We start from the raw sequence: 17,923 nt of genomic DNA, 5'->3' as shown, positions 1-17,923 counted from the left end.
ACGTAGATATTGTTTCTCTATTATATAAAATTGAATATGCCACTTCGGTATTACTCCTTAATATCCCATTAAAATATTCGCTTTAAATTCCAATACATAAAATTACCGAGTAATAAATTTTTTTGTTTTAATTCAATTTGTTATTGGCTTGTACTCCTAATACCCCTCTAGTGGTTAACGAAAAAAAACGCGAATATTTCATTTAAGTCTCTCTTGATTTAGATCAGCTTCACGGTGGTCTATTCGCCACACACTGCGAACAGAAATTGTATTTATCGGGGTGATTTATGTCTCAACGAGATAATGTTAATAACGTAGTTGCACCGTCAAATAACGGAGTTATACAGGATTGGCGTCCTGAAGATACTCGGTTTTGGCAGCAAACAGGGCAGCGTATTGCAAATCGTAATTTATGGATTTCTATTCCATGTTTATTGCTCGCATTTTGCGTATGGATGTTATTTAGTGCAGTTGCAGTTAACTTAAATAAAGTGGGTTTTAATTTTACGACAGACCAATTATTTTTATTAACCGCATTACCTTCCGTTTCAGGCGCTTTATTAAGAGTCCCTTATTCATTTGTTATTCCTATTTTTGGTGGGCGTCGCTGGACGGCGATTAGTACACTATTTTTAGTGATCCCATGTATTTGGCTAGGTTATGCGATTCAAAACCCTGCCACGCCTTATCAAGTCTTTGTCATTATTTCCCTACTTTGTGGTTTTGCTGGCGCTAACTTTGCGTCCAGTATGGCCAACATCAGCTTCTTCTTTCCTAAAGCTCGCCAAGGCGGGGCACTTGGTCTAAATGGTGGGTTAGGTAATTTAGGGGTCAGTGTCATGCAATTGGTGGCTCCTTTCATTGTAGGTGTTGGCGTATTTACTTTTGTGGGTGGAGCTGGAGCGGCTCAGCCGGATGGCTCAACGTTGTGGTTAGAAAATGCCGCTTGGATTTGGGTGCCATTTCTGCTGCTTTTTACTGTGATGGCTTGGTTTGGCATGAATGATTTAGCGGCGAATAAGGCATCTCTTAAAGCGCAGTTACCTGTTTTGAAACGGGGTCATCTATGGGTATTAAGCCTGTTATATCTGGCAACATTCGGCTCATTTATCGGTTTTTCTGCCGGTTTTGCTATGTTATCGAAAACGCAGTTCCCAGACGTCATTATTTTGAAGTTTGCCTTTTTTGGCCCTTTCCTCGGAGCTCTAGCTCGTCCAGTCGGCGGCATGTTGTCTGACCGTTTTGGTGGTGTGAAAGTCACATTACTGAACTTTGTGGTCATGGCGGTTTTCTCCGGCTTGCTATTTTTTACGTTACCAGAAAACGGCCAAGGAGGCTCTTTTGGAGCATTTTATGGCGTATTTATGGTGTTGTTTTTAACGGCAGGGCTAGGTAGTGGCTCAACCTTCCAAATGATTGCTGTCGTTTTCCGTAAATTAACTATGGACAAAGCCATCTTAAGAGGAGCTTCAGAGCAAGAAGCCCAAAAAGAGGCGGTAACAGAAAGTGCTGCGGCTCTAGGGTTTATTTCTGCAATTGGGGCAATAGGTGGCTTCTTTATTCCAAAAGCGTTCGGTACATCACTAACACTGACGGGGTCACCGGCAGATGCGATGAAAGTGTTTTTTGTATTTTATCTTTCCTGTGTGTTTATCACATGGCTGGTATATGGCCGTAAACACAAATAATAACAAGTCATAAAAATCAATTTTAGCAATGTACGGCGCCGGTCGCCGTCTCTTTGGAGGCAATCCGATGAGCAAGTTTTTAGATAGATTTCGGTATTTTAAGCAGTTAGGCGAGACCTTTTCAGGTGATCACGGGCAAGAATTAAATATAAACCGTGATTGGGAAGATGGTTATCGTAGCCGTTGGCAGCATGACAAAGTCGTGCGTTCCACCCATGGTGTTAATTGTACTGGCTCTTGTAGTTGGAAAATTTATGTCAAAAATGGGTTAGTCACTTGGGAGACCCAACAGACGGATTACCCACGCACTCGCCCAGACCTACCTGATCATGAACCAAGAGGATGCCCTCGTGGGGCGAGCTACTCTTGGTATTTATATAGCGCAAACCGTGTTAAATACCCAATGATGCGTAAGCGCTTACTTAAATTGTGGCGTGAAGCAAAAGCAGAGCATCAAGACCCTGTTGCAGCGTGGCTATCTATTATCAATGATCCGCAAAAGGCACAAAGCTATAAACAAGCTCGTGGTCGCGGTGGTTTTGTTCGTTCAAGTTGGCAGGAAGTGAATGAACTGATTGCAGCGGCAAACGTCGCGACGATTAAAGAATTTGGTCCTGACCGCATTGTTGGCTTTTCACCAATTCCTGCGATGTCGATGGTTTCCTATGCCTCGGGCGCGCGCTATTTATCATTAATTGGTGGCTCATGCTTGAGCTTTTATGACTGGTATTGTGACTTGCCACCTGCATCCCCAATGACGTGGGGCGAACAGACTGATGTACCTGAATCTGCGGACTGGTACAACTCATCCTACATTATTGCTTGGGGTTCTAACGTTCCGCAAACCCGTACGCCAGATGCTCACTTCTTTGCAGAAGTCCGCTACAAAGGGACTAAAACAGTCGCGGTGACGCCGGATTACGCGGAAATTGCCAAATTATGTGACCATTGGTTGAACCCGAAACAAGGAACAGATAGCGCCATGGCAATGGCGATGGGGCATGTGATCCTCAATGAGTTCCATGTAAAACGTGAAGCAGAATACTTCCGTGAATATGTGCGAACTTACACCGATATGCCTATGTTGGTGATGCTCGATAAGCACGAAAATGGTGCCTATGTTGCTGGCCGTATGCTACGCGCATCCGATTTACACAATTCATTAGGCGAAGAGAAAAATGCCGAATGGAAAACCATCGCGATTGATGAAGAGACGGGCGAATTATGTGCTCCACAAGGTTCAATGGGATTCCGTTGGGATGATAGCCAAAAATGGAATTTAGAGCCGCGTGCGGGACAAGATGCACATGACATAAAAATGAAACTCAGCTTGGCAGATAGCCATGATGAATTTGTTGAGGTTGGCTTCCCATACTTTGGTGGTTTAGAAAGTGAGCATTTTCAAAGCGTTGAACTGAAAGACGTCTTACTGCATAAATTACCTGCGAAACGTATTCAGCTTGCCGATGGCAGCGAGTCACTGGTTACTAGTGTGTATGATTTGATGCTTGCTAACTACGGTATTGACCGTGGTTTTGGTGATGAAAACTGTGCGGTTGATTACGATGATATGAAAGCGTATTCACCGGCGTGGGCAGAAAAAGTCACTGGGGTTAGCCGCCAAAATATCATTCGTATCGCCCGTGAATTTGCGGATACCGCAGAGAAAACTCACGGTCGTGCGATGGTGATTGTCGGGGCAGGGATTAACCACTGGTACCACATGGATATGACCTACCGTGCGATTATTAATATGTTGATTTTCTGTGGTTGTGTTGGGCAAAGTGGCGGCGGCTGGTCTCACTATGTTGGGCAGGAAAAATTACGTCCACAAACGGGTTGGTTACCTTTAGCATTCGGTTTGGACTGGCAGCGCCCACCTCGTCATATGAATAGCACCTCTTTTTTCTATAACCATTCAAGCCAATGGCGTTACGAAACGGTGGGAACAGAAGAGTTGCTGTCGCCTCTAGCCGATAAACACGCCTTTAGCGGCAGTTTAGTTGATATGAATGTACGTGCAGAACGCATGGGGTGGCTGCCGTCAGCGCCACAATTAAATGTAAACCCATTAAATATTGCGAAGAATGCACAAAATGCAGGTATGTCACCCACAGACTATACTGTTAAGCAATTGAAAGAAGGGAATATTCGCTTTGCAGCAGAGCAACCTGATGATCCTCAAAATTTCCCACGTAACCTGTTTATTTGGCGTTCAAATTTATTGGGGTCTGCAGGGAAAGGTCATGAATATTTATTGAAATATTTATTGGGTACTGAAAATGGTATTCAAGGCAAAGACTTAGGCCAACAAGGCGGCGTCAAACCTGAAGAAGTGGAATGGCAAGATAAAGCGGCAGAAGGGAAAGTTGACTTAGTGGTGACTCTCGACTTCAGAATGTCGAGCACCTGCCTGTTCTCGGACGTTATCTTACCGACCGCTACTTGGTATGAAAAAGACGATATGAATACCTCGGATATGCATCCATTTATTCACCCATTGTCAGCTGCGGTCGACCCAGCTTGGGAATCCAAAAGCGACTGGGAAATTTATAAGGGGATTGCCAAAGCATTTTCTGAGGTCAGCGTTGGGCACTTAGGCAAAGAAACGGATGTGGTGACGTTGCCGATTCAACATGATAGTGCAGCCGAGATGGCACAACCGTTTGATGTTAGAGATTGGAAAAAAGGGCAGTGTGAGCTTATTCCAGGGAAAACAGCGCCACATATTATCTGTGTTGAGCGTGACTACCCAAACACTTATGCACGTTTTACCTCTCTTGGCCCACTCATGGATAAACTGGGTAATGGTGGTAAGGGCATCAGTTGGAATACGCAAGATGAAATTGATTTCCTGAAAAAGCTCAATAAAACTCAGCCTGAGGGGGCTAATGCAGGGCGACCAAAAATTGAAACAGCGATTGATGCCGCAGAAGTCATTTTAACACTCGCGCCTGAAACTAATGGGCAAGTGGCAGTAAAAGCATGGGATGCGTTAAGCAAAGTAACGGGCCGCGACCATACTCATCTTGCTCGTTATAAAGAAGACGAAAAAATCCGTTTTCGCGATATTGTTGCGCAGCCGCGTAAAATTATATCGAGCCCTACATGGTCAGGGCTGGAAGATGAACATGTTTCCTACAACGCCTGTTATACCAACGTACATGAAATGATCCCATGGCGGACGCTCAGTGGTCGTCAGCAATTGTATCAAGATCACGAATGGATGCGCGCCTTTGGGGAAAGCCTTGTGGTGTATCGCCCACCGATTGACACTCGAGCGGCTCAGCCTCTTATGGGGAAAAAATCGAATGGATTTCCTGAAAAAGCACTGAACTTTTTAACACCGCACCAAAAATGGGGGATCCACTCTACTTACAGCGACAACTTATTAATGTTGACGTTAGGCCGCGGTGGTCCAGTTGTTTGGCTTAGCGAAGAAGATGCTCGTGAACTGGGTGTTGAAGATAACGATTGGGTTGAAGCTTTTAACAGTAATGGGGCATTAACCGCCAAAGCGATCGTTAGCCAACGTATTCCTGATGGCATGATCATGATGTACCACGCCCAAGAACGGCTGATCAACTTACCCGGCTCTGAAATTACGGCTCAACGTGGTGGAATTCATAACTCGGTCACGCGTGTTTGCCCGAAACCGACCCATATGATCGGTGGCTATGCGCACCTTGCCTATAGCTTCAATTATTACGGAACAGTAGGTTCTAATCGTGATGAATTTGTGGTTGTTCGCAAAATGAAACAGGTTGACTGGCTGGATGGTGAAGGTGATGCCTACCAGCAGACCTTGAGCGGAAAGGAGAAAGCATAATGAAAATTCGTTCTCAAGTCGGCATGGTGCTAAACCTTGATAAATGTATTGGTTGTCACACTTGCTCAGTGACCTGTAAAAATGTGTGGACTAGCCGCGAAGGGGTAGAATACGCATGGTTTAATAACGTCGAAACCAAACCGGGTATTGGTTATCCCCAAAATTGGGAAGACCAAGAGAAATGGAAAGGCGGCTGGATCCGCACTATTAAGGGAAAATTGGTTCCACGGATGGGAAACAAAGTGGGTGTTTTATCGAAAATCTTCGCTAACCCAGATGTACCTGCCTTGGATGATTATTATGAGCCGTTTAATTATGACTACGGCCATTTAAAAAATGCCAAAGAAGGCAAGCACGTACCGACAGCACGTCCTCGTTCATTAATTACGGGTGAGCGAATGAGTAATGTCAAAATGGGACCAAACTGGGAAGATGATTTAGGTGGTGAATTCGCCAAGCGAGCCCAAGATAAAAACTTTGAACATATTCAAAAAGAGATGTATGGGCAGTTTGAAAATACATTCATGATGTATTTACCACGCCTTTGTGAACATTGTTTAAACCCAGCGTGTGTCGCGACCTGCCCAAGTGGGGCAATTTATAAGCGCTCAGAAGACGGTATTGTGTTGATTGACCAAGATAAATGCCGCGGCTGGCGTATGTGTTTAACCGGTTGCCCGTATAAAAAAATCTATTTCAATTGGAAAAGTGGTAAATCAGAAAAATGCATTTTCTGTTATCCACGTATTGAGTCAGGCATGCCAACGGTCTGCTCTGAAACCTGTGTTGGTCGTATCCGTTATTTAGGGGTATTGCTGTATGACGCGGACAAAATTGAGTCAGCGGCCAGTGTAGAAAAGGAAACTGACCTTTACCAGAGCCAACTTGATGTTTTCCTTGATCCTCATGATCCAAAAGTGATTGAAGAAGCGCAAAAACAAGGGATCCCATTAAGTGTGATCGATGCGGCACAGAAATCCCCAGTGTACAAAATGGCGATGGAATGGCGCTTAGCTCTGCCACTGCATCCTGAATATCGCACGTTACCAATGGTGTGGTATGTGCCACCTTTGTCACCGATCCAGTCAGTGGCAGATTCAGGGCTCTTAGCCAATAACGGTGTATTGCCGGATGTAGAAAGCTTACGTATTCCAGTGCAATACCTTGCGAATTTGTTAACGGCGGGGGATACCGAGCCGGTGTTATTGGCGTTAAAACGTATGTTAGCGATGCGTCATTTCAAACGGGCAGAAACCGTGGAAAACCAATGTGATACCAGCGCGTTAGAGCAAGTTGGCTTAACACAAGCTCAGGCACAAGAAATGTACCGCTATTTAGCCATTGCTAACTATGAAGACCGTTTTGTCATTCCATCCAGCCATCGAGAATTGGCACGCGAAGCGTTCCCTGAAGCCAAAGCTTGTGGCTTTAGTTTTGGTGATGGTTGCCATGGCAGCGATAGCAAAGCGAATTTATTTAATAGCAGGCGCATTGATGCCATTGATATCACACCAAAAAATAATCAGGAGAAAGCACTATGATGACACTAAAAGTGATTTCTCGGTTATTGGAATACCCTTCTGAAGCGCTTTGGTTACATCGCGATGAGCTCATTGAAGCACTAGAACAGGCTGATGAGCTGCCTGTCACACGGGCTGTTCAATTGATGGTGTTTGTGCGCGAGTATCTTAACGAAGACTTACTTGATATGCAGGCGCAATATTGTGAGCTGTTTGATAGAGGCCGCGCAACATCATTATTGCTATTTGAGCATGTGCACGGTGAGTCCCGAGACCGAGGACAAGCGATGGTGGATTTAATGGCTCAATATCAGCAACACGGTTTGCAAATTGATTGCCGTGAATTACCTGACCATTTGCCCATTTATTTGGAATATCTAACGGTATTACCGACCAATGAAACTATCGAGGGGTTGCAGGATATTGCGCCAATTTTAGCGTTGTTAGGGGAAAGGCTGAAACAGCGAGAAAGCCGTTTCTCTGTTTTATTTGATTTTTTACTTGAGCTTTCTCATAGCGATATTGCGGCGGAGCAATTAAGCAAACAAGTGGCAACCGAAGTACGGGATGACACCCCAGAGGCATTAGATGCGGTTTGGGAAGAGGAGCAAGTGAAATTTTTTGCCGATGAAAAAACATGTGGTAGCGAAGTGGCGGCACATCAACATCGCTTCGCTAATGCGGTGGTACCACAGTATTTGGATCTCAGTGTGGGCAGCAGCCATGTAGGAGTTCAAAAATGAATTTTATCAATCAATTTTTCTTCGATATTTACCCCTATATCGCTGGGACGGTATTTATTGTCGGTAGTTGGTTACGTTACGATTATGGGCAATACACGTGGCGAGCGGGTTCCAGCCAAATGTTGGATAAAAAGAATATGCGTTTGGCATCAAACTTATTTCATTTGGGGATTATTGGGATTTTTGTCGGCCACTTTTTAGGTATGCTAACGCCTCACTGGATGTATGAATCTTTCTTGCCAATGCATATTAAGCAGTTAATGGCAATGATTGGTGGGGGCGCAGCAGGTGTGATGATGTTAATTGGTGGTGCGATGCTATTGAAGCGCCGCCTAACGAACCCACGAGTGAGGGCAACTTCATCCTTCGGTGACATCATGATTTTAACCTTGCTGGTGGTGCAAGTTTGCTTAGGATTACTTACCATTCCATTCTCAGCACAACATATGGATGGCAGCGAAATGCTGAAATTAGTGGGATGGGCGCAGTCTATTGTGACATTCCATTGGGGGGCATCCAATTACCTTGAAGGTGTTGGCATCGTTTTTAAACTGCATATTGTGTTGGGTATGACGATATTTTTACTCTTCCCATTCTGCCGTTTAGTGCACATTTGGAGTGCACCTATCGAATACCTGACTCGTCGGTATCAATTGGTGAGAAATCGCCATTAGGTTGGGTTCCACAAGGAGGTGGGCCAGTACATTGCTTTTGTACAACTTGTTCTTGTGTAAACAACAAATATTGCTATTTTGGCACCCCATCTCATATGAGATGGGGTTTTTTGTTTTATTTAGTGCTGGTTGGCTCGATATAGCCAAGGCGGCGGGAAATCAGTAAGCAAACGTGGGCAAGTTCTTCATTAACACGGTCTATTTTGGAAACCATTCTGTGAGTCGGCCCAGCGACACTAATCGCGCCGATCACATTACCGGTATAATTAAATATCGGCCTAGCTACACAGGTAAGCCCTTCTTCATTTTCTTCATCATCTAAAGAAAAACCTTTTATACGGATATCAGCCAAAACTTCATACAGTTTCATGCGGTCGATAACTGTTTTTTCAGTGTATTTGGTTAACGGTTTATCCAGTACTGCATCAATTTCTTCTAACGGTTGGAAGGCTAATAAAGCTTTCCCTATACCAGTACAATAAGCGGGTAGTCGAGCACCCAGTTTTGCGGAAGTTTGAATGGATAGCGTTCCTTCACTTTTATAGAGATAGACCACATGGCCACTGTTATAAACCCCTAAAAAGCAAGTTTCAAACGTTGAACTCGACAACGTTTTTAAATAAGGGATTGAAACTTCGACTAAATTAACATTCATTAAGCCTTTAATGCCTAATTCGAGGCTTTTTAAGTCAAGGTTATAGCGTTCTGTAAGATGGTCTAAGCTGACATATTGGCGTTCTTTTAGTGTTTCTAATACGCGAAAAGCCGTGGTTTTTGGAATTTCCGTATTCTTGACCAATTCGGCCAAAGAAATTCCGTCAGAATGGTTACTAATCTCTTCAAGTATGGTCAGTACTCTGTCGATACTCGACGAGTTTGCTTGACTTTCTTTCGTCATCGTAGGCTCCTCACTCACGCTAAGCTCTTTCATTGTACTCATTATTTAAACGTCGTTCCATTTTTACCTCGATGCAATTTTTTTCTCTGAAAAAACATGCAGTACGTAATGTATTGATCTTCATTGAATTTGATTTTTTGATTGTGATCGCTGTCGTTATTCTTATAAAAACGGAACGACATTCCTATATTTTAATGTATGTTATTAGAAAAGGAACGGCGTTCCGTTATTTTAAAGGGATAAACATGTTGATAGTGACCATTGATACAGGGACAACGAATACCCGAGTTAGAGCATGGAAAAATAACGCGGTTGTTCGTGAACAAAGTGTTGAAGTTGGTATTAGGGATTGTGCAAAAAATGGCGATAAAACGCTGTTAATTCAATCAATAAAAATAGTACTAGATAAGCTGTTGTTAGGAGTGAGTGCTGAAGAAAGAGAAAATTATCAGCTCGTTGCATCTGGCATGATTACATCCGAAATTGGGCTGTGTCACTTACCTCACCAAGTGACCCCGGTTTCAATGCAGCAACTTGCTAAAGCCACAATGCCTTGTGTTATCAAGGAGATCAGTGAAAAACCGATTATTTTTATACCAGGCGTTAAAAATAACGTGGCAAATATGACGTTTGATTCAATTGAAAGTATAGATGTAATGCGTGGTGAAGAAGTTGAAGTTTTTGGCATTCTAACACAGCAACCGGATCTTGGCCCTGCCTTAGTCATTTTGCCCGGCTCGCATTCTAAGTTTGTACGTCTTGATGAAAATAATAATGTGGTTGCATTGGCAACAACGATGGCAGGGGAAATCTTCGATACATTAACGCACCAGACTATCTTAGCCAGTTCTTTAGAACACCAATTTGTTCAATGTTTAGATAAAGAATATTTACGCAAAGGTGCTGAGCTTAGTCTGCAAGTAGGGATTGCGAGAAGTTGTTTTTCGGTGAGGCTACTAGACCTTTTCACGGAAGCGACACTTGACCAACGCTCAAGTTTTTTATTGGGAGCTATTTTGGCGTCAGATTTACTCGCAATAAAACATAGCCAAGCTCTTAATATTACTAGCGATATAAAAATTGTTATTAGTGGAAAACCTATTTTAGCGGATGCACTTAAAGAGTTAATTAAAAATGATAGTTACTTCACTGGGGAAATACACCTATTAGACGATAAAAAGGAACAGCCTTTTTCTGGATTGGGTGCAATTTCAATATTAAAAGAAACGCAATGCAAATAAATATTATTAATGGTTTTTTATTAGGTGATTGTTATGAATTCTAAAAATGAAATACCGCTTATTGCAATATTACGGGGAATAAAACCTGACGAAGTTTTAGAACATATCGCTATCCTTGCAGATGAAGGTTTTAATTATATAGAAATTCCTCTTAACTCTCCCGAGTGGGAAAAAAGTATTCCATTAGCGATTGAAAACTACGGCGATAAATTAAAAATCGGTGCCGGTACTGTGCTCAATAAAAGCAATGTTGAAAAGTTGGCAATAATGAACGCTAAAATTATTGTCACACCTAACATTAACGTTTCTGTGATCACGACTGCTCTTGAAAATAAGATGGAAATATTTCCAGGTTGTGCAACAGCAACAGAAGCTTTTACCGCGATTGACGCTGGTGCTGTTAATTTAAAAATCTTTCCTACTGCGCCTTTTGGGGTTAATTATGTGAAATCGCTGATGTCAGTGATCCCAAAAAATATTGCCATTTATGCGGTAGGAGGTATCACGCCGAATAACTTGCATGAATACCTAAGTATTGGCTGCCATGGTGCAGGGTTGGGAAATGATCTTTATCGAATAGGCCAAACACCAGAGAAAACCAGAGAAAAAGCGAAAGCATTTATATCTGAATATATCGCATTTAAAAATCAAACTAATTAATCTTAAAGAGATATTCAAATGAAATACGATTATGTTTTTAAAAATGCCACTGTAATAGATGGTAGTGGTAAAAGTGAGTTTGTCAGTGATATTGCCGTTAAAGATGAACGGATTATTAAAATATCAAAAAATATAAGTGAAGATGCTGAAAAAATAATTGATTGCTCAGGTTTAATTTTATCACCTGGATTTATTGATGTGCATACTCATGACGATTTAATTGTGATTGATAAGCCTGAATATATCGAAAAAACATCACAAGGTGTAACGACAATTATTGTCGGTAATTATGGTATCAGTGCAGCGTGTGCAACATTAAAGGACGAAGTTCCTGACCCAATTAATTTATTAGGTGAATTAAGCGAATTTCAATTTGCTGATTTAGCCAGTTATAAACAAAAAATTAATAATGTGAAGCCAACTGTTAATGTCGCGACATTAATAGGGCATACAACCTTAAGAAATAATTGTGTAACAGACTTATTAAAGCCCGCGACGCCAGACAATATCGCTCATATGAAGCAAGTATTGGCCTGTGCGTTAGATGAAGGGGCTTTAGGGCTAAGCACTGGTTTATCTTACGGTAACGCGATTAATTCTTCGACCGAAGAAATTTGTGAGTTGGCTGAATTATTAGCAGAGCATCAGGGAATTTATACCACTCATATGCGAACTGAATATGACGGTATCATTGATGCGATGCATGAAGCCTTCCATATTGGTCGTCATGCAAAAGTTCCTGTGCAAATTTCCCACCATAAGTGTGCTGGGGCAAAAAACTGGGGACGCACAAAAGAAACGCTGGCTCTCATTGAAAAATACCAAGTCATGCAGGATATCAATTGCGATTGTTATCCATATCGTGCGGGTTCATCAAACTTAGATATCACACAAATTACTGAAGACTATGACATTCTAGTAACTTGGTCGACACCATTTCCTGAAGTCGCGGGCAAGACATTAAAAGAAATAGCCGCAATGTGGAGTAGCGATATTTTCCAAGTTGCAGAAAAAATTGTTCCTGCGGGAGCTATTTATTTCCAAATGCACGAAGACGATGTGCGTCGTGTGTTACAGCACCCAAGCAGTATGGTGGGTTCTGATGGCTTACCACGTGACCCTAATCCACATCCTCGTCTTTGGGGAACTTTCCCTCGAGTTATTAGCCACTATAGCCGTGATGAGCAGCTTTTCCCAATGACCACCGCGATTTACAAAATGACAGGCATGTCAGCACAACGTTTTTCTTTAAAGGATAGGGGCCTTATTCAAGAAAATTATTTCGCAGATATCGTTGTATTTGACCCTGAAAAAATTAATGAAACAGCCACATTCCAAGACCCAAAACAAAAAGCAGATGGCATTGAATATGTGTTTGTTAATGGTGTTCTGACCTATACCAAAAAAGAAATGACAGGGAATAGAGCAGGTAAATTCTTAGAAAGAAATAAATAAAAGAGAGATAAAAATGATTAAAAGATTCGGAATTGAAGGCTCAAAAGGTACTGGCGGGCAATCATTGCCTTTTGCTAAAGCGGTGTTAGCTGACGGATGGCTGTATGTTTCAGGGCAAACACCCATGATTGACGGGGAAGTGATTGATGGCGGAATTATCGCGCAATCTAAATTGGCTATCGAGAATTGTTTAAATATTATGAAAGATGCGGGATTTGCTACGCAAGATATTGTGCATATGAAAGTGGTATTAAGTGATGCGCGCTATTTCCAATCTTTTAATAAAGTATTTCAGCAATTCTTTGCAGATAACCCACCTGCGCGGGTGTGCTTTGTCGCTGACCTTGTCGTCGATTGTATGGTTGAAGTGGATATCACCTGCTTCAACAGCAAATTCAAATCTTAATTGCTAAGGCGATGAGAGGCTACTATGGAACATAATAATTTCTTAATGTGGTTTTTGTTATATGCATTTGTGATGATGTTTGTGGGTTGGTACGTCACAAGGCATCAAAAAACCGGTGAAGACTTCATTCTTGGGGGCAGAAAGCTCCCTATGCTACTCACTCTCGGTTCAACTGTCGGTACGATGGTGGGAACGGGCTCAAGTATTGGTGCAGTCAGTTTTGGTTATTCCAATGGTTGGGCGGGAATGTTGTATGGGATTGGTGGAGCGACGGGGATCTTACTAACGGCTTGGTTATTTGCGCCAGTAAGAAATTATCGCTTTATGACCATGAGTGAAGAGATCTGCTATTACACAGGCGGCAGCCGTTTAGTGAAAAACTTGGTTGCGTTATTAATATTTTTAGCATCGATAGGCTGGCTGGGCGCTCATATTCTTGGCGGCGGTTTATACCTAGCATGGGCGGCAGATATTGATATTACTGTTGCGAAGATCATTATCGCAGTTGGCTTTGTTTTTTACGTGGGGATTGGTGGCTATAAAGCGGTTTCATGGATTGATACACTGCAATCAATTGTTTTATTCCTCGGGTTTATCATTCTAGCGGTTGCTTCGGTAAGCTATGTTGGTGGTTGGGATGTTGTTGTTAAGAGTACAGACCCTGACGCCTTTACTTTATTCGGTATTGGTAAATTAGGCGTTTTACCTGCGATATCATTGGCTGTGGTCATTGGCATTGGTGTATTAGCGACACCGTCATATCGCCAACGTATTTATTCAGCAGCATCAACTAAAGCTATCCGCCAGTCCTTTATTATTACAGGGTTACTGTATATGGGGTTTTCGTTCCTACCTGCGATTATCGGGATGGCAACGCATGTGATGGAGCCGAATTTAGAAAACAGCAGCTTTGCTTTCTTATATGCAACTAATGCTTTACCGCACGTGTTAGCGATGGTGGTATTGATTGCAGGTATGTCTGCCAATATGTCATCAGGTAGCTCAGATGCTATCGCGGGTGTTTCTATTATCCTACGTGATATCTATACGATGGTAACAGGTAGGATGCCTCCACCTGAGAAAGCGATCAATTTATCTCGTATCTTCTTACTTGGCGTCATCTTGTTAGCACTTGTCTTTGCATTAACTTCGAATGACATTATCGGCTACATTACCAAAATGATATCAATGATTATGTCAGGCCTGTGTGTAACCGTGTTATTGGGTAAATTCTGGCATCGTTTTAACTGGCAAGGCTGTATTGCTGCATTGGTTGCGGGGAGTTCAACATCATTAACGATTATCTTGACGCCAGAGTGGTCTGCAAAATTAGGCAACCCAGTAATCCCTGCATTAGCCATCAGTTTGGTCTGCGCGGTTGTTGTGACATTGATAACACCAAAAAATAAACTCAGTCGTGAAGAAGTACTAGAAAATATTACTCACGAGAGAGAAAACACAGCCAAAAGCCAGTAACCAGCAAGTTGAGGAAAAAAATGACGAAACTGAATGTGTTAGCAGGCGTAGGGCATAAATCAGCCACATTAAATCAAGAGGGTATTTCGGTAAACATTCTACATGAGGATGTGTGTTTGCCTGCGGTGGTAGTGAAGCGTAATGAGCTGGAAAATAATATTGCATGGATGCAGCATTATTCGAATGTGGCGAATGTTTCGTTGTCTCCACATGGTAAAACCACCATGACGCCTGCCATTTTTAAACGACAAATTGCTCAAGGTGCATGGGGGCTAAGTGTAGGAACAGCTTATCAAGCCAAGGTGGCAGTGGAGTCAGGTGTTCAGAATATCATTATTGCGAATCAAGTCGTGGGTAAAACCAATATTCGATTACTTGCAGAGTTAGTGCTATTAAATCAAGCCAATATTTATTGTTGTGTTGATAGCGTGATTCATGCAAAACAGCTGGCGGCTATTTTTTCATCGTTAGATTTAACCATAAATGTGCTGATTGAGTTAGGGGTTAATGGTGGACGCTGTGGATGTCGAAGTGAAGAAGAAGCCATCATATTGGCAAATGAGTTAACCAAACTCCCTTCTTTAATGATTGCTGGCATTGAATTCTATGAAGGCGTTATTCATAGTGATGATGCTCAAAAGGATATTGAAGAGATACAGCAATTTTTACAGCGAGTGTTAACCACCAGTCAAAAACTGGATAACTTAGGTGTATTTGCACGTTATTCAGGGCAGCTATTAATAACTGGGGCAGGTTCAGTTTGGTATGATCTGGTCAGTAAAAAAATGGCAGAGTTTCATCTTTCTAAACCTATTCGGTTTGTGATCCGCCCTGGATGTTATATTACACATGACCACGGTATTTATGATGAAGCTCAGAACGCATTGAAAGTTAGAGATAGTATGGCCTGCCAGTTAGATGGCGATTTGATGCCAGCGATGGAAATTGTGGCATTAATTCAGTCAGTACCTGAGAGGGGACGAGCGATTGTTAATTTTGGCAAAAGAGATGTCGCCTTTGATGCAGGTTTGCCTCAGCCTCTAATGCAATACCGAGAGGGGAAGCCAGTCTATTTTCAAACTAATAGTGCGAAAACAGTTGGTTTAATGGACCAACATGCCATTTTATCTTTTGATGAAAATTGTGATTTCCAAGTTGGTGATATACTGGTATTTGGGACATCTCATCCCTGTATTACATTTGATAAATGGAAAGTGATTTATCTTGTTGATGATAAATATGATGTTATAGAGGAAATGCCAACCTTTTTCTAATGTTGAGTTATTAACTCACTTTATTTTAAATCGGTCACCTGTTTTAAGTGGCCGATTTTTTTATTCATCACATTCTTGTGATCGAATTCATAACAAATTGTGCATTTGCACAATTATATTCAATTTTTAACATTGAAAACTAGTCATTCTTACAATGCCTTCCTGATAAGTGAATTATATAATTTTATTAAATCAAAAAGTCTAATTGATATTAATTTTGTTGATTAATTGGGTGGTAATAAAAATGACAGTTAAAATCGTGTTTCTCGATCATGAAACTTTCCCCGAAGGAATAAATATTAAGAAAATAAATAAAGAATATAGTTTAGAACGGTATGGGAAAACATCGGAAGATGAAATTATTGAGCGAGTAAAAAATGCAGACATTATTATTACCAATAAAGTAAGAATAACTAAAAAAGTTATTGAAGCTGCAAAGAGACTTAAATTTATTTCTGTCGCTGCAACAGGAACGGATGTGATTGATATTGGTGCTTGCAATGAGCGTAATATATTAGTTTCTAATATCAGGAATTATGCAATAAATACAGTTCCTGAGCATACGTTTACCTTGATTTTAGCCTTACGTCGTAGCTTATTAGCCTATGCACAATCAGTACGAAATGGTCGCTGGCAAGAATCAGGTCAATTTTGTTATTTTGATTATAAAATTAATAACTTAGCTGGCTCGACGCTTGGTATTATTGGTGATGGTGTCTTAGGTAAGGCAGTTGCTGATATCGCAAAAGTTTTTGGTATGAAGGTGTTATTTTCCACATACAAGGGCACGAATAATATGGGCCCACTATATACACCTTTTGAAGATGTTATTGCGAAAAGCGATATTATTTCTATTCATTGTCCATTACTCAAATCCACCAAGGATTTAATTAGCTTTCCAGAATTCGAACAGATGAAACCGTCTTGTATTTTAATTAATACTGCACGAGGTGGGATCGTTAATGAAGAAGCATTATATGGCGCTCTAATAAATAATAAAATATTAGGTGCTGGGTTTGATGTTTGTATTTCAGAACCACCTGAAAAAGAAAGTTATATGATGAAATTAACTCAGTTATCAAATTTTATTCTTACTCCTCATATCTCATGGGCTAGTTTTGAAGCCATACAAACCTTATCAGACATGATGATGGACAATATCGAAGCCTTTTTATCTGGCCATCCTCAAAATTTAGTTAATTAATTCACTCATTGATTTAAAGAGGTCATCAATATGTTTTTAGGAAAAGAAATCCGTTTAAAAAGATTATTAAATAAAAAATCTGGCCGTCTTCTTGCAATTACCATGGATCATCCGATTACACGTGGTGTATTACCGGGAATTGGTGATATTAAATCCGTCATGAAACAGGTTGTTGCGGGTGCACCTGATGCTATTACGATGCATAAAGGTATTATTGAAAAAGTTTATCCTCCATATGTTGCTTCCGATGTTTCTATCATCATGAAAGCGACAAGTTACTCCATACCTTACCATGAAGCTTATGACACACCCGTTGCTGACGTTGAAGAAGCCATTCGTTTAGGAGCAGACGCAATTTCAGTCGGCTGTATTATGGGCGGGCCAGAACAGGCACAGCAATTGACATTTTTAGGCCAAGTATCGAAAGCCGCTGCTTCCGCAGGACTGCCTTTAGTCGCACACATTTATCCAAAAGGCCCAATGATTGAAGACAGTTTTGATGCGAAAAATCTCGCTTACTGTGTTCGCGCAGGCGCTGAGCTAGGTGTCGATATCATCAAAACACTCTGGTCTGGTTCCCCTGAGACATTTAAATCTGTCGTTGATAGTTGCCCAGCTATGGTTGCTTTAGCTGGTGGTGATATGGGGAGCGATCTTGTTAGCTTCCTAACAAATACACGTAAAGCATTAGATATTGGTGTTGGTGGTGTGACATACGGGCGCTTTGTATGGCAGCACGAAAACCCAACAGCAGTCATTAAGGCTCTGAATGCATTAATCAATGATGATTGTTCGGTTGACCAAGCTATCGCGGAATATAAGCAAGCGGGTGGCAAATAACCAACGTTCATAGCT

General features: G+C 41.6%; 14 protein-coding genes. 13 read left to right on the top strand and 1 reads right to left on the bottom strand.

Annotated features, from left to right (window positions below; genetic code table 11):
- The first annotated feature begins 287 nt into the window (after positions 1-287).
- From P3L37_RS17020 to narI, 5 genes are all read left to right on the top strand, one after another.
- On the top strand, positions 288-1,688 hold the full coding sequence (locus P3L37_RS17020; RefSeq protein WP_102138107.1) for a NarK family nitrate/nitrite MFS transporter: 1,401 nt from the start codon (positions 288-290) through the stop codon (positions 1,686-1,688).
- 67 nt (positions 1,689-1,755) lie between these two features.
- Positions 1,756-5,517 (top strand): nitrate reductase subunit alpha, encoded by a 3,762-nt coding sequence (locus P3L37_RS17015; RefSeq protein ID WP_272667416.1) that lies wholly within the window; start codon positions 1,756-1,758, stop codon positions 5,515-5,517.
- Positions 5,517-7,058, top strand: coding sequence for a nitrate reductase subunit beta (gene narH, locus P3L37_RS17010; RefSeq protein ID WP_109912751.1), 1,542 nt, complete (start codon positions 5,517-5,519; stop codon positions 7,056-7,058). Before P3L37_RS17015 ends, narH begins: the two co-directional genes overlap by 1 nt.
- Entirely contained in the window at positions 7,055-7,780 is a 726-nt protein-coding gene (gene narJ, locus P3L37_RS17005; protein ID WP_004907791.1) for a nitrate reductase molybdenum cofactor assembly chaperone, read from the top strand. The genes narH and narJ overlap by 4 nt, the downstream gene beginning before the upstream one ends.
- On the top strand, positions 7,777-8,454 hold the full coding sequence (gene narI / locus P3L37_RS17000) for a respiratory nitrate reductase subunit gamma (RefSeq protein WP_004907792.1): 678 nt from the start codon (positions 7,777-7,779) through the stop codon (positions 8,452-8,454). Before narJ ends, narI begins: the two co-directional genes overlap by 4 nt.
- A 115-nt stretch (positions 8,455-8,569) precedes the next feature.
- Here the strand turns inward: narI and P3L37_RS16995 are convergent, their stop codons facing one another.
- Positions 8,570-9,352, bottom strand: coding sequence for an IclR family transcriptional regulator (locus P3L37_RS16995; RefSeq protein WP_004907793.1), 783 nt, complete (start codon positions 9,350-9,352; stop codon positions 8,570-8,572).
- A 245-nt stretch (positions 9,353-9,597) separates the two neighbouring features.
- Here P3L37_RS16995 and P3L37_RS16990 point away from each other — a divergent pair, with 245 nt between their 5' ends.
- From P3L37_RS16990 to P3L37_RS16955, 8 genes are all read left to right on the top strand, one after another.
- On the top strand, positions 9,598-10,593 hold the full coding sequence (locus P3L37_RS16990; protein ID WP_042851494.1) for a 2-dehydro-3-deoxygalactonokinase: 996 nt from the start codon (positions 9,598-9,600) through the stop codon (positions 10,591-10,593).
- Positions 10,594-10,626: 33 nt separating this feature from the next.
- Entirely contained in the window at positions 10,627-11,253 is a 627-nt protein-coding gene (locus tag P3L37_RS16985) for a 2-dehydro-3-deoxy-6-phosphogalactonate aldolase (RefSeq protein WP_109912749.1), read from the top strand.
- Positions 11,254-11,271: 18 nt separating this feature from the next.
- Positions 11,272-12,708, top strand: a complete 1,437-nt coding sequence (locus P3L37_RS16980) for an N-acyl-D-amino-acid deacylase family protein (RefSeq protein ID WP_272667415.1) — start codon at positions 11,272-11,274, stop codon at positions 12,706-12,708.
- Positions 12,709-12,721: 13 nt separating this feature from the next.
- Positions 12,722-13,114: a RidA family protein gene (locus P3L37_RS16975; protein WP_004259329.1), complete on the top strand. Its 393-nt coding sequence runs from the start codon at positions 12,722-12,724 to the stop codon at positions 13,112-13,114.
- Between the two features lie 24 nt (positions 13,115-13,138).
- Entirely contained in the window at positions 13,139-14,590 is a 1,452-nt protein-coding gene (locus P3L37_RS16970) for a sodium:solute symporter family protein (protein ID WP_004907804.1), read from the top strand.
- Between the two features lie 20 nt (positions 14,591-14,610).
- Entirely contained in the window at positions 14,611-15,864 is a 1,254-nt protein-coding gene (locus tag P3L37_RS16965) for an amino acid deaminase (RefSeq protein ID WP_109912747.1), read from the top strand.
- Between the two features lie 244 nt (positions 15,865-16,108).
- Positions 16,109-17,068, top strand: a complete 960-nt coding sequence (locus P3L37_RS16960) for a D-2-hydroxyacid dehydrogenase (protein WP_109912746.1) — start codon at positions 16,109-16,111, stop codon at positions 17,066-17,068.
- A 30-nt stretch (positions 17,069-17,098) separates the two neighbouring features.
- Entirely contained in the window at positions 17,099-17,908 is an 810-nt protein-coding gene (locus P3L37_RS16955) for a class I fructose-bisphosphate aldolase (protein WP_004259316.1), read from the top strand.
- The last annotated feature ends 15 nt before the right edge of the window (positions 17,909-17,923 follow it).

It is taken from the genome of Providencia sp. PROV114 (assembly GCF_032704305.1).
Classification (GTDB): Bacteria; Pseudomonadota; Gammaproteobacteria; order Enterobacterales; family Enterobacteriaceae; genus Providencia; species Providencia rettgeri.
This window is presented reverse-complemented; position numbering and strand designations above follow the sequence as displayed.

Excerpts from the sequence above, each read along its gene's own strand:
- narJ (WP_004907791.1), top strand. The coding sequence starts at position 7,055 with ATGATGACACTAAAAGTGATTTCTCGGTTATTGGAATACCCTTCTGAA.
- P3L37_RS16985 (WP_109912749.1), top strand. The coding sequence starts at position 10,627 with ATGAATTCTAAAAATGAAATACCGCTTATTGCAATATTACGGGGAATA.
- P3L37_RS16970 (WP_004907804.1), top strand. The coding sequence starts at position 13,139 with ATGGAACATAATAATTTCTTAATGTGGTTTTTGTTATATGCATTTGTG.
- P3L37_RS16980 (WP_272667415.1), top strand. The coding sequence starts at position 11,272 with ATGAAATACGATTATGTTTTTAAAAATGCCACTGTAATAGATGGTAGT.
- P3L37_RS16960 (WP_109912746.1), top strand. The coding sequence starts at position 16,109 with ATGACAGTTAAAATCGTGTTTCTCGATCATGAAACTTTCCCCGAAGGA.
- P3L37_RS16995 (WP_004907793.1), bottom strand. The coding sequence starts at position 9,352 with ATGACGAAAGAAAGTCAAGCAAACTCGTCGAGTATCGACAGAGTACTG.
- P3L37_RS16975 (WP_004259329.1), top strand. The coding sequence starts at position 12,722 with ATGATTAAAAGATTCGGAATTGAAGGCTCAAAAGGTACTGGCGGGCAA.
- narH (WP_109912751.1), top strand. The coding sequence starts at position 5,517 with ATGAAAATTCGTTCTCAAGTCGGCATGGTGCTAAACCTTGATAAATGT.
- P3L37_RS17020 (WP_102138107.1), top strand. The coding sequence starts at position 288 with ATGTCTCAACGAGATAATGTTAATAACGTAGTTGCACCGTCAAATAAC.
- P3L37_RS17015 (WP_272667416.1), top strand. The coding sequence starts at position 1,756 with ATGAGCAAGTTTTTAGATAGATTTCGGTATTTTAAGCAGTTAGGCGAG.
- P3L37_RS16965 (WP_109912747.1), top strand. The coding sequence starts at position 14,611 with ATGACGAAACTGAATGTGTTAGCAGGCGTAGGGCATAAATCAGCCACA.
- P3L37_RS16990 (WP_042851494.1), top strand. The coding sequence starts at position 9,598 with ATGTTGATAGTGACCATTGATACAGGGACAACGAATACCCGAGTTAGA.
- narI (WP_004907792.1), top strand. The coding sequence starts at position 7,777 with ATGAATTTTATCAATCAATTTTTCTTCGATATTTACCCCTATATCGCT.
- P3L37_RS16955 (WP_004259316.1), top strand. The coding sequence starts at position 17,099 with ATGTTTTTAGGAAAAGAAATCCGTTTAAAAAGATTATTAAATAAAAAA.